This is a genomic window from Actinocrispum wychmicini, assembly GCF_004345645.1.
Taxonomy (GTDB): Bacteria; Actinomycetota; Actinomycetes; order Mycobacteriales; family Pseudonocardiaceae; genus Kibdelosporangium; species Kibdelosporangium wychmicini.
The window spans coordinates 251,373-277,404 of sequence record NZ_SLWS01000005.1 but is presented as its reverse complement, the minus strand read 5'-3'; the positions used below and the strand labels follow the sequence as shown (position 1 = coordinate 277,404).

The window sequence follows — 26,032 nt, the reverse complement described above, 5'->3', positions numbered from 1 at the left end:
TGCGGCGTAAGGTAAGACACGCTGGTGGGACGCTTCTCACATCGATTCACAGAACGATTCAGATGCCGATCACGAGTTCGGCCGCGAACGGCGGTTCGGCACCCGCGCGGGACACGGTTATCGCCGCCGCGGCCCCGGCGTATCGCAACGCTTCCCGCCAGGAGTTTGCATCCAGCCCGCGCAGTTGTTCGACCGACTTGATGTCTTCTGTATGCAGCCACGCCAGCAGTGCGCCGTGCACGGTGTCGCCCGCGCCGATCGTGTCCACCACCGTCGTGGGCGCCGCCGGAACTTCGACAAGTTCACCCGCACCGGTGACAACGCTCAGCCCGGCGCCACCCCGCGTGATCACGGTCGGGCAGGGCCACGCCATCGCGGCCTCGACCGGGTCGCCCTCGGCGATCCAGGCGGCGTCCTCCTCGGACAGCTTCAGCAACCCCACATCCGGCAGCCACCGCTTGAACCGGGCCCGGTAGGCGGCCGGGTCGGCGATCAGCACCGGCCGGATGTTCGGGTCGAGCACCGTCAGCACGTTCGCGCGACGCATCACGTCCTCGTACGCGCTCGCGCCCGGCTCCAGGACCAGGGACAACGTGCCCAGCGACAGGATCGACATGGCCGGCAGCACCTCGGGGGCGCGGAACAGCCGGTCGGCCGTGCCCTCGGCGTAGAACGTGTACCTGGCGCCGCCGTCCGGGCCGATCCCGGCCACCGCCAGCGTGGTCGGCTCGGGCCCGCGCTGCACGTACGTGATGTCCACAGTGGAGTCGACCAGCCGCTGGACCAGCCGGTCGCCGAAGTCGTCTTCGGAGATCCTTGACAGGAACGCGGTCGGCACACCGAGCCGCCCGGCCGCCACCGCGACGTTGTAGGGCCCGCCGCCGAGCGCGGGCCGCAAGGACCCGGGCTCGACCTTCGACGGCACCAGGTCCACCAGAGCTTCACCACCGACGACGATCACGCCGGGAATAGTAATGTGACCTGGTCCTTCAGCACTGTTGATGACGGAGAACCCGCGATGACAGTCGAACGTCTGCTCCCGGACACCGAGGCGGAGGACCTCATCGCCTTGGCCCGGGACATCGCCACCCAGGAACTCGCCCCGCTGGCCGGCGAGTACGAGGAAAAGGAGCGTTTCCCCCGTGAACAGTTCCGGCTGCTCGGCCGAAGCGGCCTGCTCGGCCTGCCCTACCCGGAGCGGTACGGCGGCGGCGGCGGCGTCGGCTACGAGGTGTACCTACAGGTCCTTGAGGAGATCGCGGCCGCCTGGCTGACCGTCGGCGTCGGCCTGTCCGTGCACACCATGTCCTGCTACGCGCTGGCCGAACACGGCACTGACGAACAGCGCGCCGAGTGGCTGCCCGGCATGCTCGGCGGCGACCTGCTCGGGGCGTACGCCCTGTCCGAGACGGGCGCGGGTTCCGACGCCGCGGCCCTGGTCACGCGGGCCACGAAGGACGGCACGGACTACGTCGTGACCGGCACGAAGGCGTGGATCACGCACGGCGGTGAGGCGGACTTCTACACCACGATGGTCCGTACGTCGCCGGACGGCGGCCGGGGTGTCAGCTGCCTCCTCGTGCCCGCGGACACCCCTGGCCTGACGGCCGGCGCGCCGGAACGCAAGATGGGCATGACCGGGTCGACCACCACCCAGATGATCTTCGACGGCGCCCGGGTCCCGGCGACCCGCCGCATCGGCGCCGAGGGCGACGGCCTGAAGCTCGCGTTGACCGCGTTGAGCTCCGGCCGGCTGGGGATCGCCGCGTGCGCGGTCGGGCTGGCGCAGGCCGCTCTGGACGAAGCGGTGGCGTACGCCAAGCAACGCAGCCAGTTCGGCAAACCCATCATCGAGTTCCAGGGCCTGGAGTTCCTGCTCGCGGACATGGCCGCGGCGGTCGACTCGGCCCGCGCCACCTACCTGGACGCGGCCCGCCGACGCGACCGCGGCATGCCGTTCAAACGCCAGTCGTCGGTGGCCAAGCTGGTCGCGACCGACGCGGCCATGAAGGTGACCACGGACGCGGTCCAGGTCCTCGGTGGCGCCGGGTACACAAAGGACTTCCCGGTGGAGCGGTACATGCGGGAGGCCAAGGTGCCGCAGATCTTCGAGGGCACCAACCAGATCCAGCGAATGGTCATCGCCAGGGAACTGCGCACGGTGTGAGGTTCGGGTCGGGCTGTGCCCAGCCCGACCCGTGCCCTACTCGCTGTACCAGGGGCTCTTGGTGACCCCTTCGCCGGTGGCCTCGTCGAAGTGGTACACCTCTTCGCCCTCGACGAAGACCCGCAGCGCCCGGCTCATCACGTCCAGCGGATCCCCCGACCACAGCACGATGTCCGCGTCGAGCCCCGGCGCCAGCGCGCCGACCCGGTCGTCCAGCCCCAGGATCTCGGCCGGGTTGAGGGTGATCGACCGCAGTGCCGTGTCGGTGTCCAGGCCCTCCTTCACCGACAGGGTCGCCTGGTGCACCAGGAAGTCGATCGGGACAACCGGGTGGTCGGTGGTGATCGCGATCTTCACCCCGGCCCTGGCCAGAATGCCCGGGTTGCGCAACGACCGACGGTTCACCTCCACCTTCGAGCGGCTGGTGAACAACGGGCCGATGATCACCGGGATGTCCCGTTCGGCCAGGGTGTCCGCGATCAGGTGCCCCTCGGTGCCGTGGTTGACCACCAGTTTGTAGCCGAACTCGTCCGCGAGCCTGATGGCTGTCACGATGTCGTCGGCGCGGTGGCTGTGCTGACACCACGGGATGGTGCCGTCGAGGACCAGCGCGAGGCCCTCAAGGGTGGTGTCCCGCTCGAACGGCTTTCCCTCTTCAGCGGCGTTCGCGCGTTTGGCGAGGTAGTCCTGGGTCTTGACGAAGGCGTCCCGGATGACCGCGGCGACCCCCAGCCGGGTCGACGGGAGTTTCTTCTGCTCGCCGTACACCCGCTTCGGGTTCTCCCCCAGCGCGCTCTTCATGCTGCACGGGGCCTTGAGGAGAATGTCCTCCACGGTCCGGCCCCACATCTTCACGGCCGCCGTCTGCCCGCCGATCGGGTTGCCCGAGCCCGGTTTGCAGACCATGGTCGTGACGCCGCCCGCCAAGGCGTCGCGGAAGCCCTGGTCGTCCGGGTTGATCCCGTCGACCGCCCGCAGCCGGGCGCCGTTCGGGTCGGTCATCTCGTTGTAGTCCCGGCCTTCCCAGCCGATGCCCTCCTCACCGACGCCGGCATGGCCGTGCGCCTCCACGAACCCCGGCAGGACCCACAGCCCCGCCGCGTCGACGATCTCGGCGTCGTCGGGGACGTCCACGTCCGCGTCCGCGCCCACCGCGACGATCTTCCCGTTCTCGACCAGCACGGTGCCGCCCGCGATGGGGTCACCTTTGACCGGAACGACGTATCCACCCGTGATAGCGGCGGTGGGGGTGGGAGCCCCCGCAGGGGGCTGGTTTGTCACTGTCACGATGGGACACCGTACTAGGGAAGTCTCCACGTCGGCGCCGTACTTTCGGCCAGAACATCACGAGCCCGCAGGTCAGGACGGGTGCCCCGAGCGCTGTCCAGCACCATGTCCAGAACGGACTGAAATCGGTCATATCTCCGATCAGTACCGAGCCAGCTCGGCCGAGTCGTGCGCGCTGAACACCTCGACCCGGTCCCCGTGCTCCCGGACCAGCGACCGAAGCCGGTCCTGATTGGCGAGCCGGCGGCCGCGGTCGGTCTGCACCACGTTCTGAAACACCCGCAGCAGCGGTGTGCAGTGCGGCTGGGCCGGATTCATCTCGCCACGGAAGAAATAGGCGTCGCCGCAGTGCAGCAACCATTTCTCCCCGGTGTCGACCGCGATTCCGGCGTGCCCCTTGGTGTGCCCGGCCAGTGGCACGATCAGGATCTCGGGCGGCAGGCCCTTGAGGTTGCGGACCGCCTCGAACCCGAACCAGGCGTCGCCATCGGCTTCGTACGTCTCGAAGTCCGCCTCCGACCACTGGACCGTGCGGAACCGCATCCGGTCCGCCGCATTGGCCTGCGCCTGGGCGTTACGCAACTCCTCGGCGTACACGTGCACCTTGGCGTTCGGGAAGTCGCGCACCCCGCCGGCGTGGTCCAGGTCCATGTGGGTGAGCAGGATGTGCCGCACGTCCTCGGGTTTGTACCCGAGCCGGATCACCTGGCGCACAGCCGTTTCCTCGATGTCCCGCACGGGGTTCGTGAGCAGCATGAACTGCGTCGGGAGGGAGCCGCGCGGGTTCGTCACGTCCGCCACACCAAGCCCGGAGTCCACCAGGACCAGACCGTCGGACTCGGTTTCGACGAGCAGGCAGTGGCAGACCATCCGGCCGCGCCCCAGGTACCCGGACGAACCGTCGAGCAGCCTGCCGCCCAACGGACGCATCGTGCCGCAGTTCAGATGGTGAACGCGCATGGTCACTCCTTTGGAAGCAACGTCTGGATGTGGGCCGCGACCTGACGTAACGGCGTCAGGTCCCGGCGCGTCCTGGCCAACAGCAACGCGCCCTCGATCGCCGCGAGCACCACGGTCGCCAGGTCGGCTGCGCCCGGAACTCGTTGGCGGGTAAGGAACTCCATGATCAGGTCGGTCCAGCCGGCGTACGCCTCGGCGCACGCCTGACGGATCTGGTCGTTCTCGTTGACGACGTCGAGCGCGACCGTCGCGATCGGGCAGCCTTCCCGGAAGTCGGACGCCACCAGTAGCTGGGCGAGCGCCTCCAGCGCGGCTTCGATCGACCCGGCCGCGCGGAGCTCGGCCTGGAACTCCGCCGCCGACAGCCGCAGCGACTCGACCGCCAGCTGCTCCTTGCCGCCGGGGAAGTGGAAGTACAGCGAGCCCTTCGGGGCACCGCCCTCGGCGAGGACCTGGTTGAGGCCGGTGGCGTGGTATCCCTGGGTGCGGAACAGGACAGCCGCGGTGCGCAGCACCCGCTCGCGGGTGTCGGTCTTCTTGGGCACGAAGTTACTATACAGACTGGTCTACTACCCGCAAGACCTAAATGGGCCCCCTCGTGCACACGAGGGGGCCCCTTGGTTCTACCTGGGTAGGGTGCACCCAGGCAAGGTCAGGGTGAACTGGTTCCCGGCGCCGATGCACGCCGAGATCTGGAAGATCTCCTCGCTGTAGTTGATCCCCTGGCGCACGGTGACCTGGCCGTTCTGGCTGACCTCACACGGGTTGTTCAAGGTGCAGCGCTGGCCGTCCTCGTTGCCGGTGTTGTTGATCGCGACGACCTTGCCGGTGCCGTCGACCACCGGCGACCCGGACGTGCCGCCGATCGTGTCACAGGCCGCGGTGTAGCGGACCGAGTCGTTCCAGGTCCACACGTCCTCCTTGAGCTGGAAGACGAACCCGTCCACGTTGCACGTCCAGATCCGCTTCCAGAAACCGGACACCACCTGGATACCCGCGCCCTGGGTCGGGTGCGTCGTGCTCAGCACCAGCGGGCGGAACTGCGGGAACCGCTGCCTGATCTGCGCGTACGTCTGGTTGAGCTGGTAGAAGGAGACATCGGTGCCGTGCATCGTCGCGTACGAGATCTTGGTGGCGCGCAAGGTGCCGAGCGTCGACGCGTTGGGGCCGCTCAACAGCGTGAAGGTCCGGCTCGAGGACTGGTTTCTGATCACCTCGTTGGCGCCCATCAACTTCACGCAGTGCCCGTTGGACATCACCAGTGCCGGGTCGGAGTCCAGGGCCTGCGGCGGCTTCACCACCGAGCCGGAACAGTTGCTCAGCGCCACGATCCCGGTGAAGTCGGCCGCTTGCACGGCGTCGGCCGGCGCGGCTGCCATCGCGCCGACGGAGAGTGCGGCGAACAGCGTGCCAAGTACACGCCTGATCATATTCGGGTTCCTTCCAATCGCAGGGTTCCCCCGTGACTCAGCGTCGCCGCTGGCGAACCGTCGTACCACCCGCCGATAGGCGCATTCTTGACGTTCTCCCCGGTGTGAGCTGGGAAGTTCCTGTTTCCGCCGCCCCGTGGGGGAGGTTGCGCCGGATGCCTTGCCGACTAGTGCCGGGGTGGTCTTACTCCGGCTCCGCAGGCCGTGACCGCCCGTCCGGCGGCCAGAATCGCTTTCGCGGCGTTCACGTCGCGATCATGCTTGGCGCCACATCGCCGGCACGTCCATCCGCGGACGTGCGCCGGGAGGCGGTCGAGCAGCAACCCGCACTCCGAGCAGGTTCTCGTACTGGGATACCAGCGGTCGACCACCACGAGCCGGCGGCCGTACCACTGGGTCTTGTACTCAAGCATCGACCGCAGTTCGCGTACGTTCAGGTCCTCGATCACGATCGTTTGGTTCTCACGGACGAGTCGAGTACTCAGCTTGTGCAGGAAATCCCGGCGCCGGTCGCCGATCCGGGCGAGGATCCGGGCGACCCGCCGCCGTGCCTTCGCCTGGTTTCGGGAGCCTTTCTGCTTACGCGCCAGACTTCTTCGCGCGACAGCGAGCCGCGCCCGGTCTTCGTTCTCGCGCGGACTCGTGACCTTCTCGCCGGTCGACAGCGTCACGAAGGCGGTCAGGCCGGCGTCCACCCCCACCTCGGCCTCGCCGGCCGGCAGGTGCCCGACGCTGGTTTCCACCAGCAGAGCCACAAACCAGCGACCGGCCGGGTCCCGCGACACGGTCACCGTGGCCGGCCGCGCCCCCGGCGGCAGCGGCCGGGACCAGACGATCGCCAAGGGCTCGGCCATCTTCGCCAGAGTGAGCTGCCCGTCCCGGTAACGGAACGCCGAGCGCGTGTACTCCGCCGTGGCCTTCCCACGCTTGCGGGACTTGTACCTCGGGTACCGCGCGCGTTTCTCCCAGAAGCTGGTGAACGCCTTCTGCAAGTGCCGCAGGCACTGCTGCAACGGCACGCTGGACACCTCGTTGAGGAACGCCAGCTCGTCGGTGGTCTTCCACTCGGTCAGCAGGGCGGAGGTCTCGGCGTAGGTCACCCGCCGTCGCTCGCGGTACCACGCGGCGGTGCGGGCTTCGAGGGCCATGTTGTAGACGTGGCGGACGCAGCCGAAGGTGCGCAACAGTTCCCGCTCCTGTTGCACCGTCGGGGTGAAGCGGTACTTGAACGCCCGCTTCACCAGCGTCTTCGCCATATTTCACACGCTAGCACGCTACTGTGTGAGGATGAGCCTTGAGATCATGCACGGTAACGCACGGGCGGTCGTCACCGCGACCGGCGCGGGGCTGCGATCGTTCGAGGTCGACGGCGTCCCCTACGGCGAGACGTTCGGCGCCGACGAGGCCCCGCCGCTCGGCGCGGGCATGGTGCTGGTGCCGTGGCCGAACCGGACCGCGGGCGGGCGGTGGACGTTGGCCGGGTCCACCCAGCAGTTGGACATCACCGAGCCGGCGCGGGGGAACGCCATTCACGGCCTGGTCCGACGTCTACAGTGGACGGTGGTGGAGCGTACCGCGTCGACGGTCTCGCTCAACGTCGTGATCGCCCCGCAGGCCGGGTGGCCGGTCGAACTGAGCACCACCATCGAGTACGCCGTGGGCGACGACGGGCTCACCGTGACCCACTGGGTGGAGAACGTCGGCTCGCAGCCCACCCCGTTCGGCGTGGGTACGCATCCGTATCCCCGCGCGGGCAACGCTTCGACCGATTCGTGCGTCCTCCAACTGGCCGCTTCGACTGTGCTGCCGTTGGATCCGTCGACGATGATCCCCAACGGCCCGGCAGTGCCCGTCGACGGCACCGAGTACGACTTCCGCTCCCCACGGCCGTTGTCCGGAGTCCACCTGGACACGCCGTTCGGCGGCTGCGTGCCGGGTCCGGACGGGCTGGTGCGGCACAGGCTGACCGGGCCGGCGGACGGTGTGGAACTCTGGGCCGACCCGGACTTCGGCTGGGTCCAGGTGTTCACGCCGGACGAGTTCCCCGGGCGCGGGCGGGCGGTCGCGATCGAGCCGATGACCTGCCCGCCGGACGCCCTGAACTCCGGAACCGGCCTGATCGTGTTGGCACCAGGGGCGACCTGGACCGCCCGATGGGGCATAACTCCAACAAGTACGTGAAGTACTTGACGTACCTCACCCGGTTCGGGACACTGGAACCGAGCGAGAAGAGGGGACGTCATGCACTTCGACAGTTACACCGACGCCCGCACGCATCTCAAGGACATCCTTGACGCGGCGGAGAAAGGGCGCGTGGCCACGATCCGGCGTGACCACGCGCGGACAGCGGTGGTCGATGTCGTTCGCCTGCACCAGGTCCTGATGACGATGAACCAACCGCGGGCGCACGTGGTCGCCGAGCCCGACGGCTGGTCGGTCTTCATCCCCGGTCTCCCGGTCGCCGCCGACGGAGCCACCTTCGACGACGCGATCACCGAGATGATCACCTCTTTACGCGAGTACGCGCAGGACTGGCAGGACCGCCTGCTGGACACCCCCAACCACCGCGACAACTGGGGACTGGTCCAGCTCATCGGCCTCAGCGACGACACCCAACTGCGCGCGTGGCTGGTCGGAGCGACCGAGTGAACGACGATCCCACCCCGGCTGACCACGATCGGTTCTGTCAGGTCGAAGGCTGGATCAGCGTGCGCGAAGGCACCCGGATCACCTACGAACTCGGCCTGCCCGACGGACGCGTGCTGCGCACCCGAGTCTCCCGCCGACCCACCTACGGCCCCAACCTCTGGAACCACATCCTCACCGACCAACTGGACGTGGACAACGACACCTTCTGGGCCTGCGTGCAAGAAGGCGAGAAACCCGACCGCGGCGTAGCCAAACCCCGCCCGGACGCCCTCCCGGTGGACCTGGTCCACCTCCTCCTCACCCGAGTAGGCCTCACCGAATCCGCGGTAGCCCAACTAACCCGAAAGGAAGCCATCGCCCGCCTCGACATCTACTGGGAAAAAGGCGACACATAACCGTCCCGGCGATCGCGCTCCGGCTGAGATGACTTACCGGACACGGTCCTCACCGATGGCAGGTCAGCTCCGCAAAGGCCCCGGTCAGCTCGGCGAGATTGGTTGCGGTGTGGAAACTTCCGCCGGAGAGTTTCGCGATCTCACGCAACGAGGTCTGGTCGACCGGTACCGGAACAGGGGTCGGCCCGCCGTTGTCCGGTTCGATCTCGATCTTGCCCTGGGCGGTGCCCAGGGCGATGGCGGAGATCGGGATGTGGCGCAGGTTGGCTTCCCGGGCCGCCGGGTATGCGCCTCGGGGATCGTCCAGCCCAGCCGGCACTGACTGCCTGCTGCCTTGTACCAGGATGATCCGTTTCGATCCGGGCGCCAGACCGATGTCGCGGAGAGCGTCGATCGCCTGCACCGCTGTCAGGATTCCTTCACCGGTGGCATTCCCCGCGTTCAGCATCAGCCTGTCGAGGGCGGTTTTGACACTGCCGCGATCGGTTGTCGGTGCCACCTGGGTCACCGCGGTTGCGCTGAACGAGATCAACCCAAGTTGGGTTTTCGGCGGCAGCGAGTCCGCAAAGGCTTTCCCGGCCCGCTGAGCAGCGTCCAACCGAGTCGGCGCCACATCCGTCGCCGCCATGCCCAGCGACACCTGAATCAGCAGAACCACCACGTCGTCGCAGACCGCAACGGATTTCGAACCCGGCACGGCCACACCGGGCACCTCCTTCGTACACGCCGAAACGAGCACGGCGACAACCAGCAATGGCCCCAGCATCCACCCCCAGCGCAAAACTGCCACAGCGCGACGCTACGCGGACCGCGCCCGGTGTCCTGCGGATTGGCGATTGCGTGTCCTGTTCCTGCCACGGGGCACGCGACTGCTTACGCTTTGGTGGTGACGGCGGGGTGGGTGCGGCAGGGGGTTGGTCGTGCCGTTGTGGTTGCTGGGCGGATCGATCCCTGGGTTCGGGATCTGGTTTCCGCGTTGGTGCTCACTGGTTTTGCGTTGCAACGAACGGTTGGCCGCGCTCAGCCAGCAGTTGGCGAACGAACAGCGGCAACGGGCACAGCGGGTCGACAGGTGAGGAGGCGGTGGAGCTCGCCGCCGGGGACATGCCGTTCACGCCCAGCATCACCCAGCGGCTCATCCAGGTGTTCACCAAGGACCGCACACCGGACGCGGCACCCTGCGACGTCGACCTGAAATCCCTCACCGCCCGCGAACGGGACGTGCTGCATCTGGTCGCGCGCGGCCTGTCCAACACCGCGATCGCCACTCGCCTGACGCTCGCCGAGGCCACGGTGAAGACGCACCTCTACCGCGCGATGAACAAACTCCACCTGACCAGCCGGGCGCAGGCCGTGGCCTACGCCTACGAAACCGGCCTGGTCGAACCCAACCGGCCAGGGCACCGACAACGCCCATCACTGAGGGGGCGACGTCACGACACCGGCTCGGCGTCCGACGGCACCGCGCGGTATCGCCAGAACACCGGGATCACCACCACCCACGCGATGGTCAGCACGATCACCAGGATCCCTCCGCCCGCGGCCGCCACCGTCGTCCCCGCGGCCGCGGCCGTCCAGCCGTGCGCCACGTCCGCCAGGCGTGGGCCACCGGCGACAACAACCGTGAACACGCCCTGCATCCGGCCGCGCATATCGTCTTCGGCCGCGGTCTGGAGGATCGCCGTGCGGTAGATCGCGCTGACCATGTCCGCCGCGCCGGCCACGGCCAGGAACACCACAGCCAGCCAGACCGAGTTGGCCAGGCCGAAACCGAGCACCGCGAGGCCCCACACCAGCACCGCGACGATCACGCCGGCGCCGTGCCGGGTGATCCGGGAGATCCAGCCGGAGGACAGCCCGCACAGCATCGCGCCCAACGGGATCGCCGCGTACAGCCAGCCCAGCGCGACGCCACCGCCGGGCGGGTCGCCGAACGTGCGCTCCGCCATCTCCGGGAACAAGGCGCGCGGCATCCCGGCCACCATGGCGATGATGTCCGCGAGGTAGGACGCGAGCAGCACCTTCTGGGTGACCAGATAACGGAAACCGTCCAACACGTCCCGCAGGCCGGCGCGCCGCACCACCCCGCTCAGTGGCGGCAGCGGCGGCAGCAGCCAGATCACCCACAGGGCGAGCACCAGCGCCACCGAGTCGATCAGGTACAAAGTGGACAGCCCGAGGACGGGCAGCAGCGCGCCGGCCAGCAACGGCCCCATCACCGCGCCGAACGTGAACACCGTCGACCCCAGGGCAGCGGCGGCGGGGATGAGCTCGGTCGGGACCAGCCGGGCGATCACCGCGCTGCGGGTGGGCATGTTGATCGCGAAGAACGACTGTTGCAGACCGAGCAGCACGAGCACGACCCACACCGAGTGCACGCCGGTCGCCGCCTGCGCCCAGAGCAGGACCGAGCTGACCGCGATGCCGGTGTTGGTGATCAACAGAAGTTTCCTGCGGTCCATCACGTCCGCGATGGCCCCGCCCCAGATGCCGAAGACCAGCAGGGGAACCAACGCGACCGCGCCGGTGAGGCCCACGAAGCCGGAGGAGCCGGTCAGGTCGTACACCTGCTTGGGCACCGCGACCGCGGTCAGCTGGCTGCCGATGGCGGTGACGACGGTCGACGTCCACAGCCTGCGGTACGCGGGGACCCGCAGCGGCCGGACGTCCATGACCAGGTCACGAAGACTCACAACTCGTTAGCTTAAGGCAAGTAACCACTGGCCGGGACGGGTTTCCCAGCCAGTGGTTACTGGTCGTCAGTGGTCAGAATCGCACGTCAGAACAGGAATAGAAGGCGTTTCCGGTGTCCGCGATATCCCACACACCGAGAATCAGGTGACGGCCGGTCTTTCCACTGGGAACGGTGACGGTGTCGGTGACCGTCGATCCGGGCTGCCGGCCGTTCCAGTTCTTGGTGAAGAACGGCTGCGGTTCGAGATCGGCCCGGGTCAACGGTTTCGTCCCGGTCCAGCCGTCCTTGGTGATGAAATACCGGAACGACGTCGTCGCGTGCATGGCGGTCAGCCGCCAGGTGAACGTCGCGGTGCCGGCGGTCACCGCCCCGGTCGGCCACTTGCCGCCGCGCGGGTCGTCGAGCTGGCTGAACCGGCTCAACCCGCCCGAGCAGATGGTGCCGTCCCGCGGTCCCGCCTTCGGGAAGCTCTTGGGACCTTCGACGCTTTGCGGCTCCCACTGGATTTCGCCGCAGTTGGTGACCGTGCCGTCGGCGCAGTACATTTGCCGGCTCACTGGAGCCGTGGTGTAGCCGTGCGCGTCGGCGACGAATACGGAGAACAACATGGAGCTGAGGGCAAGAGCGAGGATTCCGATTCCGCGCTTTGTCCGGGTAGCAGGCATTGCTGCCCCTTCCACGATTTCCGACCTGCAGGGTTGGCCGTCGTGGACGTGCGTCGCGCCCCCGCCGCGTCACGACCTTGCGTGGCGAAAATAACACGGCGGGTACACGTGGTCTAGACCTCTTTGGGCGGGTTGTCCCGGCTCACGGGCCGAGCCGCTCGACCTTCCACCCGTCCCGGGTCTGCTTGTAGCGCAGCCGGTCGTGCATCCGGTTGCGGCGGCCCTGCCAGAACTCGACCACCTCGGGGCGGATCCGCCAGCCGCCCCAGTGCGGCGGCACGGGCACCATGTCGGCGTCGGCGAACTGTCGCTGGATGTTGGCCAGCGAGGAGTCCAGGGCCGACCGCCCGGACACCACCACGGACTGCGGCGACGCCCACGCGCCGAGCTGGGACTCCCGCGGCCGGCTGGCCCAGTAGGCCGCGGTCTCGGCGGGGTCGACCTTCTCGACTGTGCCGCGCACGTGCGCCTGGCGCTGCAGCGAGTACCAGGGGAAGGTGGCGGAGGCGTAGCGGGTGGCGGAGAGCTCGTGGCTCTTGCTGGAGGTGTAGTTGGTGAAGAAGACGACGCCCCGCGAGTCGAGGCCCTTGGCGAGCACGGTCCGTGACGACGGGCGGCCGGTGGGGTCCGCGGTCGCCAGCACCATGGCGTTGGGCTCGACCACACCCAACCGGGCGGCCTGGTCCAGCCAGTACTGGAGCTGCTCGTGCCAGCTCGGCAGAAGCTCGGACTCGTCGAGCGTGCCACCCTCATAGGACGCGCGCATCGCCGGCAGGTTCAGCGTGATGTTGGACGTTACGTCGGCGTCCGTCATGCCAGTCATCCTCCGCCTAGTTTTCTTGGTTCCCAACGACGTTACGGGGTTGGGGGGTCCAGAGAAACAGCGGGCGTGGTGATTACACCCACGCGGAGTCACCCTGACCGATCAACCTGATCGATCAAGTTGATCGAGTAGCCGCCCGGCCGTGACCGCGTCATGGGCCAGGGCGGTAGCCAGTGAGCCCCCGCCGGCGAGCGGGACGAGCGAGGCCCAGTCCAGGGCGACGGTGTCGACGGGCTCGTCGCCGTCGACCCGCAAGGACGTGGCAAGGACCCTTCTACCTGCGAGAACAGCCGGACTGGCGGCCAGCGCGCCGACCCGCAGCCGCTGGTTGAGCACCGGCCCGCCGGACCGGTGAACGATCGTTACCGTGCCCAGCCGGCCGGGCGACTCGCCGGCCCGGCCGAGGACGAGTACTTCCCTTGCCAGCAAGCGGGCATCGGCCGCGAGTGACGCAACGAACACCGCCTCGTGGGACGCGCGTTCGGTGACGACCGTCGCCGCCGGCCGATACTCCACAGTGGACTTCTCGGCCGCTTCGACGGTGACCGTGACCCGGCTCACAGCCGGCGTGGGGCCGGGCAGGACCAGGGCCGCGGCCACGCCGGCCAGCCGGAGTGTCGCGCCAGGACCGGCGACCAGGGAGAGCTCCAGGTCGTCGCCGCCGAGCGGGGCCGCCGCCGAGGAGACCAGATGGACCGCACCGGGGACGCCTCGACGCGGAACGAGTGTCAGCGGAGCCATGGATCGCAGCTCACGCAACACCGTCCGGCCGTCGACGACCTCCGCGACGACCCGCGCGTGTGCCCTCATCTCAGGCGTTCTCGGACCCACGACGCGACCTCGGGCGCGTCCGGGGTTTCCACCAGGGACTGAACGATCACCGGCAGCGGGCCACGCATCCTGGCCGCGTCCGACGTCATCACGTCCAGGTCCGCGCCGACCAGCGGCGCCAGGTCGATCTTGTTGATCACCAACAGGTCCGCCGTGGTCACCCCGGGCCCGCCCTTGCGCGGCACCTTGTCGCCGCCGGCCACGTCCACCACGAACACCTGGCGGTCCACCAGGCCCCGGCTGAACACCGCGGTGAGGTTGTCCCCGCCGCTCTCGATGATCACCAGGTCCAGCCCGGGATGGCGGTGTTCGAGCGTGTCCACCGCGTCCAGGTTGGCGGAGATGTCGTCGCGGATCGCGGTGTGCGGGCAGCATCCGGTCTGCACGGCCTCGATCCGGTCGGTGTCCAGCACACCGGCCCGGCGCAGGAAGTCGGCGTCCTCAGTGGTGTAGATGTCGTTGGTCACCACCGCGAGGTTCAACTCGTCGCCCAACGCCCGGCACAGCGCGGCGACGAGCGCGGTCTTGCCGCTGCCGACCGGACCGCCGATGCCGATCCGGAACGCCCGGCCTTCCTCGGCGACCGGCTCGTACCGGTCGGGTTCCGACATCGTCGGGTCGTACGTGACCGGGTGGGTGTGCGTGTGGTCAGCTAGCAAAGAGACGCACCTCTTCCTTGTGATGACGCACGTGCGCCTCGGCCAACAGGTCCAGGCCCGGCGAGCCGGGCGCGGGAAGATCACCCAACGGTAACCCGACCGCGGCCACCGCACGCGTAGCCACCCCACGCATCTCGCCCGCCAGCGCGGTCACGGCGGCGTTGACAGCGAAGGGATCCAAGCCCAGCAAACGGATCGCGGCGCTCGCCGGTCCGCTCACTGACAAGTACGCGGCTGCCAGCGCAGCGCCCTCGGCACTCCCACCCGCGATCCCGGTCAACGCGCCGAGCACGATCGCGTGGTGCGGCCGGGGAGTCGCTGCCGCCAGATCGTCGACGACCGGCGACGGCCAGGCGCGCTTCCCCGCCCGGAGCGTGGCCCGGCCCTGCGCCCGGGAAGCCTCCCGCTGAGCGGGTGACGGCGTCCGGGCGTCCAGTTCACTGTCCAAAGCGGACCATTCGCGGCAGGTCACCGACACCGCCGCGAACACGGCCGCCAACTCACCCGCGGTCGCCAATCGCCCGGCCAGAAACAATCGCAGGGTGCTGACGTCCGTCACCAGCCCACGGCTCGCGGCCTCCTCCAACCCGCCGGAGTGCACGTGCCCACCGCCCGGGAACCGGGAGTCCGCCAGGATCAACGCGACGACATCCATCAGAAGAGGAAGTACCGCTGGGCCAAGGGAAGCACGTCGACCGGTTGCGGTTCGACCAGCTCCCCGTCCACGTACACGGCGAAGCTGTCCGCGTCCACCCGGACGTCGGGCAACGCGTCGTTGAGGCGCATGTCCGCCTTGCCCACCTGGCGTGTGTTCGCCACCGGCACGAGCCGCCGGGCGATGCCGAACCGTTCCGCCACACCGGATTCCAGGGCCTCGGGCGCGACGAAGTGGAGACCACTGGCGACTGCGACCGATGGCGCGGCGCCGAACATCGGCCGCATGTAGACCGGCTGCGGAGTCGGGATGGACGCGTTCGCGTCCCCCATCGCCGCCCAGGCCACGAATCCGGCCTTGAGCACGACGTGCGGCTTGACACCGAAGAACTTCGGGTCCCACAGCACGAGGTCGGCCAGCTTGCCGACCTCCACCGAGCCGACGTGCGCGTCGATGCCGTGCGCGATCGCCGGGTTGATCGTGTACTTGGCCACGTACCGCTGGGCCCGCGTGTTGTCGGCCCGACCGTCCCCTGGCAACGCGCCGCGACGGTCCTTCATCACGTGCGCGGTCTGCCATGTGCGGATGACGACTTCGCCGATCCGGCCCATGGCCTGGGAGTCCGAGCTGATCATCGAGATCGCGCCCATGTCGTGCAGCACGTCCTCGGCCGCGATCGTGGTCGGCCTGATCCGGCTCTCGGCGAACGCCAGGTCCTCGGGTACGGACGGGTTGAGGTGGTGGCAGACCACCAGCATGTCCAGGTGCTCGTCCAGGGTGTTCGCGGTGTGCGGGCGGGTCGGGTTCGTCGACGACGGCAGCACGTTCGGCTCGGCGACGACCCGGATGATGTCCGGCGCGTGCCCGCCGCCGGCGCCCTCGGTGTGGTAGGCGTTGATCGACCGGCCGCCGATGGCGTCCACTGTGGACTCCACAAAGCCGGCCTCGTTCAACGTGTCGGTGTGGATGGCGACCTGGACGCCGGCGGAGTCCGCGACCGTCAGGCACGCGTCGATCGCGGCCGGTGTGGTGCCCCAGTCCTCGTGCAGCTTGAAGCCGCCCGCCCCGCCGCGCAGCTGTTCGCGAAGGCCCTCGTGGCTGACGGTGTTCCCCTTGCCCAGCAACAGGACGTTCACCGGTTGGGCGTCCATCGCCTGCAGCATCCGGCCCAGGTTCCACGCGCCCGGGGTGACCGTGGTCGCCTTGCTGCCCTCGACCGGGCCGGTGCCGCCGCCGATCATGGTCGTGAGCCCTGAAGCAAGCGCTTGGTCAGTCAGCTGCGGGCAGATGAAGTGCACATGGCAGTCGATCCCGCCCGCGGTCAGTATCCTGCCGTTGCCCGCCAGGATCTCGGTGGACGGCCCGATCACCAGCGCCGGGTCGACGCCGTCCATCACGTCCGGGTTGCCGGCCTTGCCGATCCCGACGATCCGGCCGTCGCGCACGCCGACGTCCGCCTTGACCACACCCCACCAGTCGAGCACCACGACTCCGGTGACGACCAGGTCCGGCGCGCCCTCGGCGCGGGTGGCCGTGCCCTGGCCCATGGACTCCCGGATGACCTTGCCGCCGCCGAAGATCACCTCGTCGCCCGCTCCCGCGCCCCTGCTGCGGTCCTCGGTGACCTCGATCAACAGGTTCGTGTCGGCGAGCCGGACCCGGTCGCCCACGGTCGGCCCGAACAGCTCGACGTACCGGTCACGCCCGATCGAGGTCACCGGCGAGTCCTCCGTTCTCTACCAGCCCCCTGCGGGGGCTCCCACCCCCACCGCGCCTCAGTCCAGGGACGACGCGACGCCCCGCGATCGGCACGAGGTCGACCTCGCGCTCGACCCCCGGCTCGAACCGAACGGACGTGCCCGCCGGGACATCGAGGCGATGACCCCACGCCGCGGCACGGTCGAACTCCAGGCCGGGGTTGACCGCGGCGAAATGGAAGTGCGACCCCACCTGGACCGGCCGGTCCGCGACATTGCGGACCACCAGCCGCACCCGCGGCCGGCCCGGGTTCAGCTCGACCGGCTCCCCGGCCGGGATGATCTCTCCTGGACGCACGCGTCACCTCACGGAATCGGGTCGTGCACGGTGACGAGCTTCGTGCCGTCGGGGAACGTGGCCTCCACTTGGACGGCATCGACCATCTCGGGCACGCCGGCCATCACCTGGTCCCGGCCGAGCACATGCCGGCCGCTCGCGACCAGGTCGCTCACTGTCCGCCCGTCCCGGGCGCCTTCGAGCACGTGGTCGGTGATCAGCGCGACCGCCTCCGGGTAGTTCAGCTTCACGCCCCGGTCGAGCCGCTTGCGGGCGACGTCGGCCGCCACGTGGACCAGCAGCTTGTCCCGTTCGTGCGGGGTCAGGTGCATGACAGGAGAAAATACCCAGGTGTTGTTACATCGGCGCTTCCACTCCCAGTCCCAGCTCAGCGGCCCGGCGCACGGCGAAGTCGGCGGCGAACAGGTCCTCGGCCGCGATTCCCAGTGACCGGAACAGCGTCAGCGACCTCGCTGAGCCGCGGCCGGGTGCCTGGCCGGCCAGGACCTCGCCCAGCTCGCCGCGCAACTGCTCGGGCGTGATGTCCGCGGCTTCGGCGGCGATCGACTCGCGGGCGTCGGCGTACACCTCGGCGGCCGCGACCGTGGCGTCGTCGACCTCGCGGTGGCTGGGCACGCTGGCCCCGATCGCATTGATGTGGGCGCCCGGCTTGAGCCACCGGAAATCGATCACGGGGATATTCGAAGTGGTCGCCGTGACGACGATATCGGCGCCCCGAACGGCTTCTTCGGCCGAACTCGTGGCCGTCAACGAGAACGGCACGGTCATCCGGTCGACCAAAGCCGGCGCGGAACGCGGCGAGAAGACACGTGCCTCGGAAATCCCGCGGACAAGCGGAATCGCCTCCAGATGGGCCTCGGCCTGAACGCCGGCACCGATGATCGCCAGAATCGAGGCGTCCGGGTTGGCCAGCGTCCGGGTCGCCAGTGCGGACACCGCCGCCGTCCGGATCGCGGTCACGGCCGACGCGTCCAACACCGCCACCGGCGCCCCTGTCACGCCGTCGAACAGGACCGTGACGCCTTGATGCGCGTCCAACCCACGACTGGGGTTGTCCGGCACCAGACACAGCAGTTTCGTGCCGAACAACGGCCGCGCACCACCCCGGTACGCGGGCATCCACACGGTCAGCCGTCCGTCCGCACCGGGCGGCGAATAGGCCGTACGCAGGGGTTGTTCCACCTCGCCGACCGCGCGGGCGGTGAGCGCCTCGGCCATCACCTCGACGCAGTCGCGCATCGGCAGCGCCTTGGCGACGTCCGTCGCGGAAAGGATTCGCATGGACAACTACTACCGGAATCAGGCGACTAGCATACTGAATCGTTCACGGAATCGTGACCGAAACCACGGCTCAGTCTCGTTGCGATAGGGATTGATGAGGGGAATCGTTTCGGCCAAGCCCGCGCAGTGTCGCCCGGCTCACCCGCCCGTGGCCTTGCGCGAAAGTCGGGGATGACGGGAAGAGGCGAACACGCATGTCGACACCCACGGTGAACCCACCTGAGTTTGACTTTGACGACGGCTACAAGCCGGGCCTGGAAGGCGTCGTGGCGTTTCGGACGCAGATCGCCGAGCCCGACCGCGACGGCGGCGCCCTGCGCTACCGCGGTCTGGACATCGAGGACCTGGTCGGGCACGCGACGTTCGGCAGTGTCTGGGGCCTGCTGGTGGACGGCAGGTTCGGACCGGGACTGCCGCCCGCCGAACCGTTCCCCATTCCCGTGCACACCGGCGACGTCCGGGTGGACGTGCAGGCGGCGCTGCCGATGCTCGCGCCCATCTGGGGCTTCCAGCCGTTGCTGGACATCACCGACCTTGAGGCCCGCGCCGAACTGGCCCGTGCGTCGGTGATGGCACTGTCCTATGTGGCCCAGTCGGCCCGGGGCATCGGCCAGCCGGCGGTGCCGCAGCGCCGGGTGGACGAGTGCGCCACCATCACCGAACGGTTCATGACCCGATGGCGAGGTGAGCCGGACCCGGCGCACGTCAGGGCGATCGACGCCTACTGGGTGTCCGCGGCCGAGCACGGCCTGAACGCGTCCACGTTCACCGCGCGGGTGATCGCGTCCACCGGTGCGGACGTCGTCGCGGCCCTGTCCGGCGCCATCGGAGCCATGTCCGGCCCGCTGCACGGCGGTGCGCCTGCGCGGGTGTTGCCGATGATCCAGGACGTGGAGCGGAACGGCGACGCGCGTGGTTACGTCAAGGGAATCCTGGACCGGCACGAGCGGCTGATGGGCTTCGGGCACCGGGTGTACCGCGCCGAGGACCCGCGTGCCCGAGTACTCCGCCGTACCTGCAAGGAGCTGAACGCGCCACGGTACGACGCGGCTGCCGCGCTTGAGCAGGCCGCGTTGGCGGAGCTGCGGGAGCGCCGGCCGGACCGGGCGATCGAGACGAACGTGGAGTTCTGGGCCGCGGTGATCCTGGACTTCGCGCAGGTCCCGCCGCACATGATGCCGGCGATGTTCACGTGCGCCCGTACTGCGGGCTGGTGCGCGCACATCATGGAGCAGAAGCAGACCGGCAAGCTGGTCCGCCCGTCCGCGCACTACGTGGGGCCGGGGCCGCGCCGTCCGGAGGACGTCGAAGGCTGGGACACCATCGCGCATTCGTAGGCCCTGTCCACCGATCGGTGGACACCGGGGTTCAGTCTCGCGGTCGTCCCAGTCAGGCCTGGGGCGGCCGACGATTGACCCATGACCGCGATACAAGTCAGGGGTTTGCAGAAGAGGTACGGCGACCACCAGGCGGTGGCCGGGATCGACCTCGACGTCGCCCAGGGCGAGATCTTCGCCCTGCTCGGCCCGAACGGGGCCGGCAAGACCACCACCGTCGAGATCCTCGAAGGGCACCGACGCCGGGACGGCGGTGAGGTGCGTGTCCTCGGCGAGGACCCGGGCACCGCCGGCCAGGCGTGGCGGGCCCGGCTCGGCATGGTCCTGCAGACCGCGACCGACGCCGCCGAGCTCACCGTCACCGAGACCGTGCGGCACTTCGCCCGGTACTACCCCAGGCCCAGGAACGTCGACGACGTGATCGACCTGTGCGGCCTGCGCGAGAAGGCGAAGGCCCGGGTGAAGAGCCTGTCCGGTGGGCAGCGCCGCCGGCTGGACGTCGCACTGGGCATCATCGGCACCCCCGAGCTGGTGTTCCTGGACGAGCCGACCACCGGGTTCGACCCGGAGGCGCGGCGGCAGTTCTGGGGGCTGATCGAGAAGCTCGCCGCGGACGGCACCACGATCCTGCTCACCACCCACTACCTGGACGAGGCCGAGGCGCTCGCCGGCCGGGTGGCCGTGCTGGCGGCCGGGCGAATCGTGGCCGAGGGCACGCCGAAGAGCATCGGCGGCCGGGCGATGGCCGAGGCGACCGTGCGGTGGACCGACGAGCGCGGCCCGCAGGAGATGAAGACGTCGACCCCCACCCGGCTGGTCAACGAACTCTCGGCTGGGGGTCGAGAGCTCGCCGGACTGACCGTGACCCGTCCGTCCCTTGAGGACATCTACCTCGACCTGGTGGGAGGCTCGCGATGAGCACGATGAGCATTGGTATGGCCCGCGGCGGCATCGAACTGAAACAGTTCTTCCGGGCCAGGGAACAGGTGGTCTTCACCTTCGCGTTCCCGCTGCTGATCCTGACCCTGCTGGGATCGATCTTCAAGGGTGAGTACCCGGAAGGCGTCACCTCCAGCCACGTGTTCACCGCGAGCATGGTCGGCGCGGGCATCATCGCGACGTCGTTCGTGAACCTGAGCGTGAGCGTGGCGTTGAACCGGGACGACGGAACACTGCTCCGGTTGCGCGGGACGCCCATGTCGGCGGTGTCGTACTTCATCGGCAAGGTGGTCCTGGTCGCGGTGGCGAGCCTCGCCGAGGCCGTGCTGGTGCTGGCGATCGGCAAGCTGCTGTTCGGCGCCCCGCTGCCGTCCACTGTCGACAAATGGATGACGTTCGTGTGGGTGTTCGCGCTGTCGGTGGTGAGCTGCTCGCTGTTGGGCATCGCGATCAGCACCATCGCCCGCTCCGCGCAGAGCGCTGCCGCGGTGTCGAACGTGCCGTACATCGCGCTGCAGTTCATCTCCGGGGTTTACATCAACCCGATCACCAACCTGCCGGCCGGTATGGTCACGGTGGCGTCGTTCTTCCCGGTGAAATGGGTGTGCCAGGGCTTCCGGGCGGCGTTCCTGCCGGACAGCATGCAGGTGTACGAGATGGCGGGATCATGGGAACTGGGCAAGACCGCGCTGGTGCTCGGCGGCTGGTGCGTCGTCGGACTCGTGCTGTGCCTGCTGACGTTCCGGTGGAGCAACCGCCGAGCGTGAGCCACGAGACCGCGCGATTCTTCTGGCTCTGGGACTGCTACTTCGCGGTCGTCTACCTCGCCGTGCTCTACCTGGTGCTGGTGCAAGCCAGCCAGGTGAGCGCGGCGGCGACCTACGGCTCCGCCGTGGCACTGACGTGCGTCGTCGCGCTGTACGTGTTCCTGGGGCGGGCGTACATGCTGGAAGACCGACACGACTGGCGTACCCACGCGTTCCTTGTGACGATCATGGCGCTGTTCGCGGTCTCGGTTTGGCTGACCCCGATCAGCGCGTACGCGTTGTTCGGGGTCATCCCGATCGTGTTCATCAGCTCGCATCTGTTCCCCGCGGTGTTCCTGGTGGCCACCGGGATGTTCGTCCCGGCCCTCGTCTCGCTGCTGGATGTCGGCCCGACCGACGACCTGTTCCGGACGCTGGTCCCGATCGGCGTCATCGGCACCGCGTTCGCGACGCTGATCGGGGTGTGGATCGTCCGGGTGATCTCGCAGAGCTACGAACGGGCCGGGCTGATCGCCAAGCTGGAGGCCAGTCAGGCGGAGGTGGGCAGGTTGTCGCACGAGGCAGGAGTGACAGCGGAACGGGAACGCCTGGCCGGCGAGATCCACGACACCCTGGCCCAGGGCTTCACCAGCATCGTCACCCTGGTGCAGGCCGCGGAGTCCGAGCTCGGCCGGGACGACGCCCAGGTCCGCAAGCACCTGGACCTGATGTTGCGCACGGCCAGGGAAAACCTGGCGGAGTCCCGTGCGCTGGTGTCCGCGCTGGCTCCGGCCGACCTGACCGAGAGCTCGGTGCTGGACGCCCTGGAGCGCCAGGCACATCGGCTGACTGAGCAGACCGGTGTCGCCGCGGAGTTCGTCGTGCAAGGCGACCGCCGCCAGCTGCCCACCCGGATCGACGTGGTCCTGCTGCGCACCCTCCAGGAGTCGCTGTCGAACATCCGCAAGCACGCCAACGCCGCCACTGTCGAAATCGTACTGTCCTATCAGGACAAAGCGGTCGTGCTGCTTGTCACCGACGACGGCACGGGCTTCGACCCGGCCGGCGTGTCCGACGGCTTCGGACTGCGGGGCATGCGGTCCCGGGTGGACCAGGTCGGCGGCTCCCTGTCGGTGACCAGTGCGCCGGGGGCGGGCACCACGATAGAACTGGAGGTGTGCGCGTGATCAAGGTGATGCTGGTGGACGACCACCCCGTGGTGCGGGAGGGCCTGCGCGGGATGCTCGAGGCCGAACCGGACCTCTCGGTGGTCGGCGAGGCGGGTTCGGGCGCCGAGGCGGTCGCGCTCGCCCGCGCCAAGCAGCCCGACGTGGTGCTGATGGACCTGCGCATGCCCGGCATGGACGGCGCCACCGCGACCGAGCAGATCATGGCCGCCACCAACGACATCCGGGTGATCGTGCTGACCACGTACGAGTCCGACGCGGACATCCTCCGAGCCGTCGAGGCCGGCGCCGCCGGCTACCTGTTGAAGGACGCCTCCCGGGCCGAACTGGCCGGCGCGATCCGGGCCGCCACCCGAGGCGAGACCGTGCTGGCGCCGTCGGTCGCCGGCCGCCTGGTCCGCCGGATGCGCCAGCCGACCCCGCAGTCGCTGTCGGCCCGCGAGATCGAAGTCCTCCGCCTGGTGGCCAAGGGGAAGACCAACGCGGAAGCCGGCGCGGCCCTGCACATCAGCGAGGCCACCGTGAAGACCCACCTGCTGCGCGTGTTCAACAAGCTGGGTGTGTCCGACCGGACCGCGGCCGTCACCACCGCGATGGAACGTGGCATTCTCACGTGAGCCCCATAGATCGCGATGATGCCCCGGGGCGGGACAGCACCGGTGGCCAGGCAGGAAACAATCAGGTCATGCTGCCTACCACTGAGCTGGCCCTGCTTCGCCGAGTCGCCCATGAGCAGGCCGTGTGCCGGACACCGTCGTTGGTCACCGCCGTGGTGCGGGACACCGGAATCGTGTGGTCCGGCGGGCGCGGCAAGGTCGACGGCACGAGACCCGGTGTGGACACCCAGTACCGGATCGGGTCGATCACGAAGACGTTCATCGCCGCGCTGGTCATGCGGCTGCGCGACGAAGGCCGGCTCGACCTGGGCGACCCGCTGGACAAGCACCTGCCGGGCACGGTCCTCGGCGACCGGACGATCGCGCAACTGCTGTCGCACACCAGCGGTGTCACGTCCGAGTCGCCCGGGGTGTGGTGGGAACGGTCCGCCGGCGGGGACTGGGCGGCGTTGCGGGACAGCCTCGGGCCGGAGGCGATGGTGCTGCGCGCGGGCAGCAAGTTCCACTACTCCAACGTCGGCTTCGGCGTCCTCGGTGAGCTTGTCGCCAGGTACCGGGGCATGTCCTGGCTGGACGCGGTCACCAAGGAGCTGTTGCAGCCGCTCGGCCTGAACCGGACGACACCCGTTCCGCAGGCGCCGCACGCGCTTGGCTGGGCCGTGCACCCGCACGCGGACGTGCTGCTGCCGGAGCCGGCGCATGACGCGGGCGCCATGGCGCCCGCCGGCCAACTGTGGTCGACGCTGACGGACCTGGCCCGCTGGCTGCGGTTCGTCGCCGGCGACACCGGCGAGATCCTGCATCCGGACACAATGGCCGAAATGCGCACACCGGTCGCGGTGGACGACGCCGACAGTTGGACATCCGGGATCGGTCTCGGGCTGCAGCTGTTCCGGGACTCCGGCCGACGGCTCGCCGGGCACACCGGGTCGATGCCGGGCTTCCTGGCCAACCTGCTCACCGACGAGGGCAGCGGCACCGGCGCGCTCGTGCTGGCCAACAGCACCGCCGGGGTCGGCATCGTCGGGCTCGCCATCGACCTGATCAAGACGGCCGACGAGCTGGAGCCGGTCCTGCCGGCCGAGTGGGAGCCGGCCAGCGCGCACCCCGACCTGCTCGACCTCACCGGCACGTGGCACTGGGGACCGACCCCGTACACGCTGAAACTGCGGGCCGGCGCGTGGCTGGAGCTGGGGCCGACCACCGGCTACGGCCGCGCGTCGCGGTTCCGGCCGGTCGGCGACGGCACCTGGACCGGGGTCGACGCCTACTACGCTGGGGAAACGCTCAGAGTCGTGCGGGACGAGGACGGCAAGGTCAGCCACATCGACCTGGCCACGTTCATCTTCACCCGGCGGCCGTACTCGCCGGCCGGGCCCATCCCGGGAGGTGTCGATCCTCACGGTTGGGCCTCGTCACCGTGATGCCAGACTTGTAACGTCCCGGCAACGTCGCCGTTCCCCCTCGATCTCATGAAGAGGCGCCATGACGCAGACCGTCGACCCGACCACGCTGAAGTTGCCGGCCGACCTCAAGCCGTCCGACGGCCGGTTCGGTTCCGGCCCGTCGAAGGTGCGGCCGGAGCAGCTGGCCAACCTGGCGTCCGCCGGGGCCGCGCTGATGGGCACGTCGCACCGCCAGAAGCCGGTGAAGAGCCTGGTCGGGCGGGTCCGGTCGGGCCTGCGGTCGCTGTTCGACCTGCCGGACGGCTACGAGGTGGTCCTGGGCAACGGCGGCACCACGGCGTTCTGGGACGCGGCCGCGTTCGGCCTGGTCCGGGCGCAGGCGCAGCACTTCACGTACGGCGAGTTCTCGTCGAAGTTCGCCAAGGTCACGCAGGACGCGCCGTTCCTGAAGGACTCGGTCGTGGTCAAGGCGGACCCGGGCACCGCACCGCCGATCGTCTACTCCCCCGGTGCCGACCTGGTCGGTTGGGCGCACAACGAGACGTCGACGGGTGTCGCGGTGCCGGTGAGCCGACCGGCCGGCTCGGACGGCGCGCTGGTCGCGATCGACGCCACCAGCGGCGCGGCCGGGCTGCCGGTCAAGGCCGAGGACTTCGACGTCTACTACTTCGCCCCACAGAAGAGCTTCGCGTCCGACGGCGGCCTGTGGATCGCGCTGATGTCCCCGGCGGCGCTGGAGCGGATCGCGGAGATCAAGGACAGCGGCCGGTGGGTCCCCGAGTTCCTGTCGCTGGCCACGGCACTGGACAACTCGACCAAGGACCAGACGTACAACACGCCGTCGGTGGCCACGCTGTTCCTGCTGGCCGACCAGATCGACTGGATCAACGGCAACGGCGGCCTGTCCTGGTCGGTCGGCCGGACGCTCGACTCGTCGACCCGGCTGTACAACTGGGCCGAGCGGACCTCGTACACCACGCCGTACGTGACTGACCCGGCGAACCGCTCGCAGGTCGTCGGAACCATCGACTTCGCCGCCGAGGTGGACGCCACGGCGGTGGCGAAAGCGTTGCGCGCCAACGGGATCGTTGACGTGGAGCCGTACCGCAAGCTGGGCCGCAACCAGCTGCGGGTGGCGATGTTCCCGGCGATCGACCCCGAGGACGTCACCGCGCTGACGGCCTGTGTCGAATGGGTCGTGGAACAACTGGGCTGACGTGCGGAAGGGCCCTCGCTTCGCGAGGGCCC

29 protein-coding genes and 1 pseudogene are annotated in these 26,032 nt (G+C 69.2%); 12 read left to right on the top strand and 18 right to left on the bottom strand.

Annotated elements, in window-relative coordinates; translation table 11 throughout:
- Window positions 1–58: 58 nt before the first annotated feature.
- A complete protein-coding gene (locus tag EV192_RS23280; protein WP_132118775.1) occupies window positions 59–961 on the bottom strand; it encodes a carbohydrate kinase family protein in 903 nt (300 codons plus the stop codon).
- Between the two features lie 57 nt (window positions 962–1,018).
- Between EV192_RS23280 and EV192_RS23275 the strand changes: the two genes are divergently transcribed.
- Entirely contained in the window at window positions 1,019–2,167 is a 1,149-nt protein-coding gene (locus tag EV192_RS23275) for an acyl-CoA dehydrogenase family protein (RefSeq protein ID WP_132118773.1), read from the top strand.
- Between the two features lie 36 nt (window positions 2,168–2,203).
- On the opposite strand, the gene EV192_RS23270 is transcribed toward EV192_RS23275, so the two are convergent.
- The 5 genes from EV192_RS23270 to EV192_RS23250 form a co-directional block, all read right to left on the bottom strand.
- Window positions 2,204–3,454, bottom strand: coding sequence for an amidohydrolase (locus EV192_RS23270; RefSeq protein ID WP_243727013.1), 1,251 nt, complete (start codon window positions 3,452–3,454; stop codon window positions 2,204–2,206).
- A 141-nt stretch (window positions 3,455–3,595) separates the two neighbouring features.
- Window positions 3,596–4,414, bottom strand: a complete 819-nt coding sequence (locus EV192_RS23265; RefSeq protein WP_132118771.1) for an MBL fold metallo-hydrolase — start codon at window positions 4,412–4,414, stop codon at window positions 3,596–3,598.
- Between the two features lie 2 nt (window positions 4,415–4,416).
- Window positions 4,417–4,959 carry a TetR/AcrR family transcriptional regulator gene (locus tag EV192_RS23260; RefSeq protein ID WP_132118769.1) on the bottom strand — a complete coding sequence of 181 codons (543 nt, stop codon included), beginning with the start codon at window positions 4,957–4,959 and terminating at the stop codon, window positions 4,417–4,419.
- A gap of 78 nt (window positions 4,960–5,037) precedes the next feature.
- Window positions 5,038–5,844, bottom strand: a complete 807-nt coding sequence (locus EV192_RS23255) for a S1 family peptidase (RefSeq protein ID WP_132118767.1) — start codon at window positions 5,842–5,844, stop codon at window positions 5,038–5,040.
- 167 nt (window positions 5,845–6,011) lie between these two features.
- Entirely contained in the window at window positions 6,012–7,100 is a 1,089-nt protein-coding gene (locus tag EV192_RS23250; protein WP_132118765.1) for an RNA-guided endonuclease InsQ/TnpB family protein, read from the bottom strand.
- Between the two features lie 31 nt (window positions 7,101–7,131).
- Here EV192_RS23250 and EV192_RS23245 point away from each other — a divergent pair, with 31 nt between their 5' ends.
- Genes EV192_RS23245 through EV192_RS23235 form a run of 3 tightly spaced genes read left to right on the top strand, consistent with a single transcriptional unit; the run spans window position 7,132 to window position 8,888 of the window.
- Window positions 7,132–8,025 carry an aldose 1-epimerase family protein gene (locus tag EV192_RS23245; RefSeq protein ID WP_132118763.1) on the top strand — a complete coding sequence of 298 codons (894 nt, stop codon included), beginning with the start codon at window positions 7,132–7,134 and terminating at the stop codon, window positions 8,023–8,025.
- A gap of 60 nt (window positions 8,026–8,085) precedes the next feature.
- Entirely contained in the window at window positions 8,086–8,493 is a 408-nt protein-coding gene (locus EV192_RS23240; RefSeq protein WP_132118761.1) for a prevent-host-death protein, read from the top strand.
- On the top strand, window positions 8,490–8,888 hold the full coding sequence (locus EV192_RS23235; RefSeq protein ID WP_132118759.1) for a cytotoxic translational repressor of toxin-antitoxin stability system: 399 nt from the start codon (window positions 8,490–8,492) through the stop codon (window positions 8,886–8,888). Before EV192_RS23240 ends, EV192_RS23235 begins: the two co-directional genes overlap by 4 nt.
- A 49-nt stretch (window positions 8,889–8,937) precedes the next feature.
- Here the strand turns inward: EV192_RS23235 and EV192_RS23230 are convergent, their stop codons facing one another.
- Together EV192_RS23230 and EV192_RS55955 are read right to left on the bottom strand one after the other, a co-directional pair.
- Complete coding sequence (locus EV192_RS23230; protein ID WP_165960558.1) at window positions 8,938–9,591, bottom strand: VWA domain-containing protein; 654 nt, start codon at window positions 9,589–9,591, stop codon at window positions 8,938–8,940.
- 280 nt (window positions 9,592–9,871) lie between these two features.
- Window positions 9,872–10,039: a hypothetical protein gene (locus tag EV192_RS55955; protein WP_243727085.1), complete on the bottom strand. Its 168-nt coding sequence runs from the start codon at window positions 10,037–10,039 to the stop codon at window positions 9,872–9,874.
- Between EV192_RS55955 and EV192_RS56860 the strand changes: the two are divergent.
- Window positions 9,993–10,241, top strand: a pseudogene (locus tag EV192_RS56860) (response regulator transcription factor); the annotation flags it as partial. The gene EV192_RS55955 and the pseudogene EV192_RS56860 sit on opposite strands and share 47 nt — an antisense overlap.
- 80 nt (window positions 10,242–10,321) lie before the next feature.
- On the opposite strand, the gene EV192_RS23220 reads toward EV192_RS56860, so the two are convergent.
- From EV192_RS23220 to EV192_RS23175, 10 genes are all read right to left on the bottom strand, one after another.
- Complete coding sequence (locus tag EV192_RS23220; protein WP_132119754.1) at window positions 10,322–11,560, bottom strand: MFS transporter; 1,239 nt, start codon at window positions 11,558–11,560, stop codon at window positions 10,322–10,324.
- A 94-nt stretch (window positions 11,561–11,654) separates the two neighbouring features.
- Window positions 11,655–12,191, bottom strand: coding sequence for a lytic polysaccharide monooxygenase auxiliary activity family 9 protein (locus EV192_RS23215; protein WP_243727012.1), 537 nt, complete (start codon window positions 12,189–12,191; stop codon window positions 11,655–11,657).
- A 199-nt stretch (window positions 12,192–12,390) separates the two neighbouring features.
- Window positions 12,391–13,062: a pyridoxamine 5'-phosphate oxidase gene (gene pdxH / locus EV192_RS23210; protein WP_243727011.1), complete on the bottom strand. Its 672-nt coding sequence runs from the start codon at window positions 13,060–13,062 to the stop codon at window positions 12,391–12,393.
- A gap of 111 nt (window positions 13,063–13,173) precedes the next feature.
- Window positions 13,174–13,881 (bottom strand): urease accessory protein UreD, encoded by a 708-nt coding sequence (locus EV192_RS23205; protein ID WP_132118751.1) that lies wholly within the window; start codon window positions 13,879–13,881, stop codon window positions 13,174–13,176.
- Window positions 13,878–14,513, bottom strand: coding sequence for an urease accessory protein UreG (gene ureG / locus EV192_RS23200; RefSeq protein WP_132119752.1), 636 nt, complete (start codon window positions 14,511–14,513; stop codon window positions 13,878–13,880). Before ureG ends, EV192_RS23205 begins: the two co-directional genes overlap by 4 nt.
- 37 nt (window positions 14,514–14,550) lie before the next feature.
- A complete protein-coding gene (locus tag EV192_RS23195) occupies window positions 14,551–15,216 on the bottom strand; it encodes an urease accessory protein UreF (RefSeq protein ID WP_132118749.1) in 666 nt (221 codons plus the stop codon).
- Complete coding sequence (locus EV192_RS23190; protein ID WP_132118747.1) at window positions 15,216–16,934, bottom strand: urease subunit alpha; 1,719 nt, start codon at window positions 16,932–16,934, stop codon at window positions 15,216–15,218. Before EV192_RS23190 ends, EV192_RS23195 begins: the two co-directional genes overlap by 1 nt.
- Window positions 16,915–17,271, bottom strand: a complete 357-nt coding sequence (locus EV192_RS23185; RefSeq protein WP_132118745.1) for an urease subunit beta — start codon at window positions 17,269–17,271, stop codon at window positions 16,915–16,917. The genes EV192_RS23190 and EV192_RS23185 overlap by 20 nt, the downstream gene beginning before the upstream one ends.
- An 8-nt stretch (window positions 17,272–17,279) precedes the next feature.
- The gene (locus EV192_RS23180) at window positions 17,280–17,582 is read right to left on the bottom strand and encodes an urease subunit gamma (protein ID WP_132118743.1); all 303 of its coding nucleotides are present in this window, start codon (window positions 17,580–17,582) and stop codon (window positions 17,280–17,282) included.
- Between the two features lie 25 nt (window positions 17,583–17,607).
- Window positions 17,608–18,552, bottom strand: a complete 945-nt coding sequence (locus tag EV192_RS23175) for an ornithine cyclodeaminase family protein (RefSeq protein ID WP_132118741.1) — start codon at window positions 18,550–18,552, stop codon at window positions 17,608–17,610.
- A 194-nt stretch (window positions 18,553–18,746) separates the two neighbouring features.
- On the opposite strand from EV192_RS23175, the gene EV192_RS23170 reads away from it, so the two are divergent.
- The 7 genes from EV192_RS23170 (at window position 18,747) to serC (ending at window position 26,000) form a co-directional block, all read left to right on the top strand.
- Window positions 18,747–19,889: a citrate synthase 2 gene (locus tag EV192_RS23170; RefSeq protein WP_132118739.1), complete on the top strand. Its 1,143-nt coding sequence runs from the start codon at window positions 18,747–18,749 to the stop codon at window positions 19,887–19,889.
- Between the two features lie 81 nt (window positions 19,890–19,970).
- On the top strand, window positions 19,971–20,807 hold the full coding sequence (locus EV192_RS23165) for an ABC transporter ATP-binding protein (protein ID WP_132118737.1): 837 nt from the start codon (window positions 19,971–19,973) through the stop codon (window positions 20,805–20,807).
- Complete coding sequence (locus EV192_RS23160; RefSeq protein WP_132118735.1) at window positions 20,804–21,595, top strand: ABC transporter permease; 792 nt, start codon at window positions 20,804–20,806, stop codon at window positions 21,593–21,595. Before EV192_RS23165 ends, EV192_RS23160 begins: the two co-directional genes overlap by 4 nt.
- Complete coding sequence (locus EV192_RS23155) at window positions 21,592–22,761, top strand: sensor histidine kinase (RefSeq protein WP_132118733.1); 1,170 nt, start codon at window positions 21,592–21,594, stop codon at window positions 22,759–22,761. The genes EV192_RS23160 and EV192_RS23155 overlap by 4 nt, the downstream gene beginning before the upstream one ends.
- Entirely contained in the window at window positions 22,758–23,378 is a 621-nt protein-coding gene (locus EV192_RS23150; protein ID WP_132118731.1) for a response regulator, read from the top strand. Before EV192_RS23155 ends, EV192_RS23150 begins: the two co-directional genes overlap by 4 nt.
- Window positions 23,379–23,446: 68 nt before the next feature.
- Complete coding sequence (locus EV192_RS23145) at window positions 23,447–24,802, top strand: serine hydrolase domain-containing protein (protein ID WP_132118729.1); 1,356 nt, start codon at window positions 23,447–23,449, stop codon at window positions 24,800–24,802.
- 61 nt (window positions 24,803–24,863) lie between these two features.
- Complete coding sequence (gene serC / locus EV192_RS23140) at window positions 24,864–26,000, top strand: phosphoserine transaminase (RefSeq protein ID WP_132118727.1); 1,137 nt, start codon at window positions 24,864–24,866, stop codon at window positions 25,998–26,000.
- Window positions 26,001–26,032 lie beyond the last annotated feature (32 nt).

What these genes read in the sequence shown, in the direction of transcription:
- EV192_RS23275 (WP_132118773.1), top strand. Translation starts at nt 1,019, where the DNA reads ATGACAGTCGAACGTCTGCTCCCGGACACCGAGGCGGAGGACCTCATC.
- EV192_RS23265 (WP_132118771.1), bottom strand. Translation starts at nt 4,414, where the DNA reads ATGCGCGTTCACCATCTGAACTGCGGCACGATGCGTCCGTTGGGCGGC.
- EV192_RS23255 (WP_132118767.1), bottom strand. Translation starts at nt 5,844, where the DNA reads ATGATCAGGCGTGTACTTGGCACGCTGTTCGCCGCACTCTCCGTCGGC.
- EV192_RS23250 (WP_132118765.1), bottom strand. Translation starts at nt 7,100, where the DNA reads ATGGCGAAGACGCTGGTGAAGCGGGCGTTCAAGTACCGCTTCACCCCG.
- EV192_RS23245 (WP_132118763.1), top strand. Translation starts at nt 7,132, where the DNA reads ATGAGCCTTGAGATCATGCACGGTAACGCACGGGCGGTCGTCACCGCG.
- EV192_RS23240 (WP_132118761.1), top strand. Translation starts at nt 8,086, where the DNA reads ATGCACTTCGACAGTTACACCGACGCCCGCACGCATCTCAAGGACATC.
- EV192_RS23220 (WP_132119754.1), bottom strand. Translation starts at nt 11,560, where the DNA reads ATGGACGTCCGGCCGCTGCGGGTCCCCGCGTACCGCAGGCTGTGGACG.
- EV192_RS23215 (WP_243727012.1), bottom strand. Translation starts at nt 12,191, where the DNA reads ATGTTGTTCTCCGTATTCGTCGCCGACGCGCACGGCTACACCACGGCT.
- pdxH (WP_243727011.1), bottom strand. Translation starts at nt 13,062, where the DNA reads ATGACGGACGCCGACGTAACGTCCAACATCACGCTGAACCTGCCGGCG.
- EV192_RS23205 (WP_132118751.1), bottom strand. Translation starts at nt 13,881, where the DNA reads ATGAGGGCACACGCGCGGGTCGTCGCGGAGGTCGTCGACGGCCGGACG.
- ureG (WP_132119752.1), bottom strand. Translation starts at nt 14,513, where the DNA reads ATGTCGGAACCCGACCGGTACGAGCCGGTCGCCGAGGAAGGCCGGGCG.
- EV192_RS23195 (WP_132118749.1), bottom strand. Translation starts at nt 15,216, where the DNA reads ATGGATGTCGTCGCGTTGATCCTGGCGGACTCCCGGTTCCCGGGCGGT.
- EV192_RS23180 (WP_132118743.1), bottom strand. Translation starts at nt 17,582, where the DNA reads ATGCACCTGACCCCGCACGAACGGGACAAGCTGCTGGTCCACGTGGCG.
- EV192_RS23175 (WP_132118741.1), bottom strand. Translation starts at nt 18,552, where the DNA reads ATGCGAATCCTTTCCGCGACGGACGTCGCCAAGGCGCTGCCGATGCGC.
- EV192_RS23170 (WP_132118739.1), top strand. Translation starts at nt 18,747, where the DNA reads ATGTCGACACCCACGGTGAACCCACCTGAGTTTGACTTTGACGACGGC.
- EV192_RS23165 (WP_132118737.1), top strand. Translation starts at nt 19,971, where the DNA reads ATGACCGCGATACAAGTCAGGGGTTTGCAGAAGAGGTACGGCGACCAC.
- EV192_RS23160 (WP_132118735.1), top strand. Translation starts at nt 20,804, where the DNA reads ATGAGCACGATGAGCATTGGTATGGCCCGCGGCGGCATCGAACTGAAA.
- EV192_RS23145 (WP_132118729.1), top strand. Translation starts at nt 23,447, where the DNA reads ATGCTGCCTACCACTGAGCTGGCCCTGCTTCGCCGAGTCGCCCATGAG.
- serC (WP_132118727.1), top strand. Translation starts at nt 24,864, where the DNA reads ATGACGCAGACCGTCGACCCGACCACGCTGAAGTTGCCGGCCGACCTC.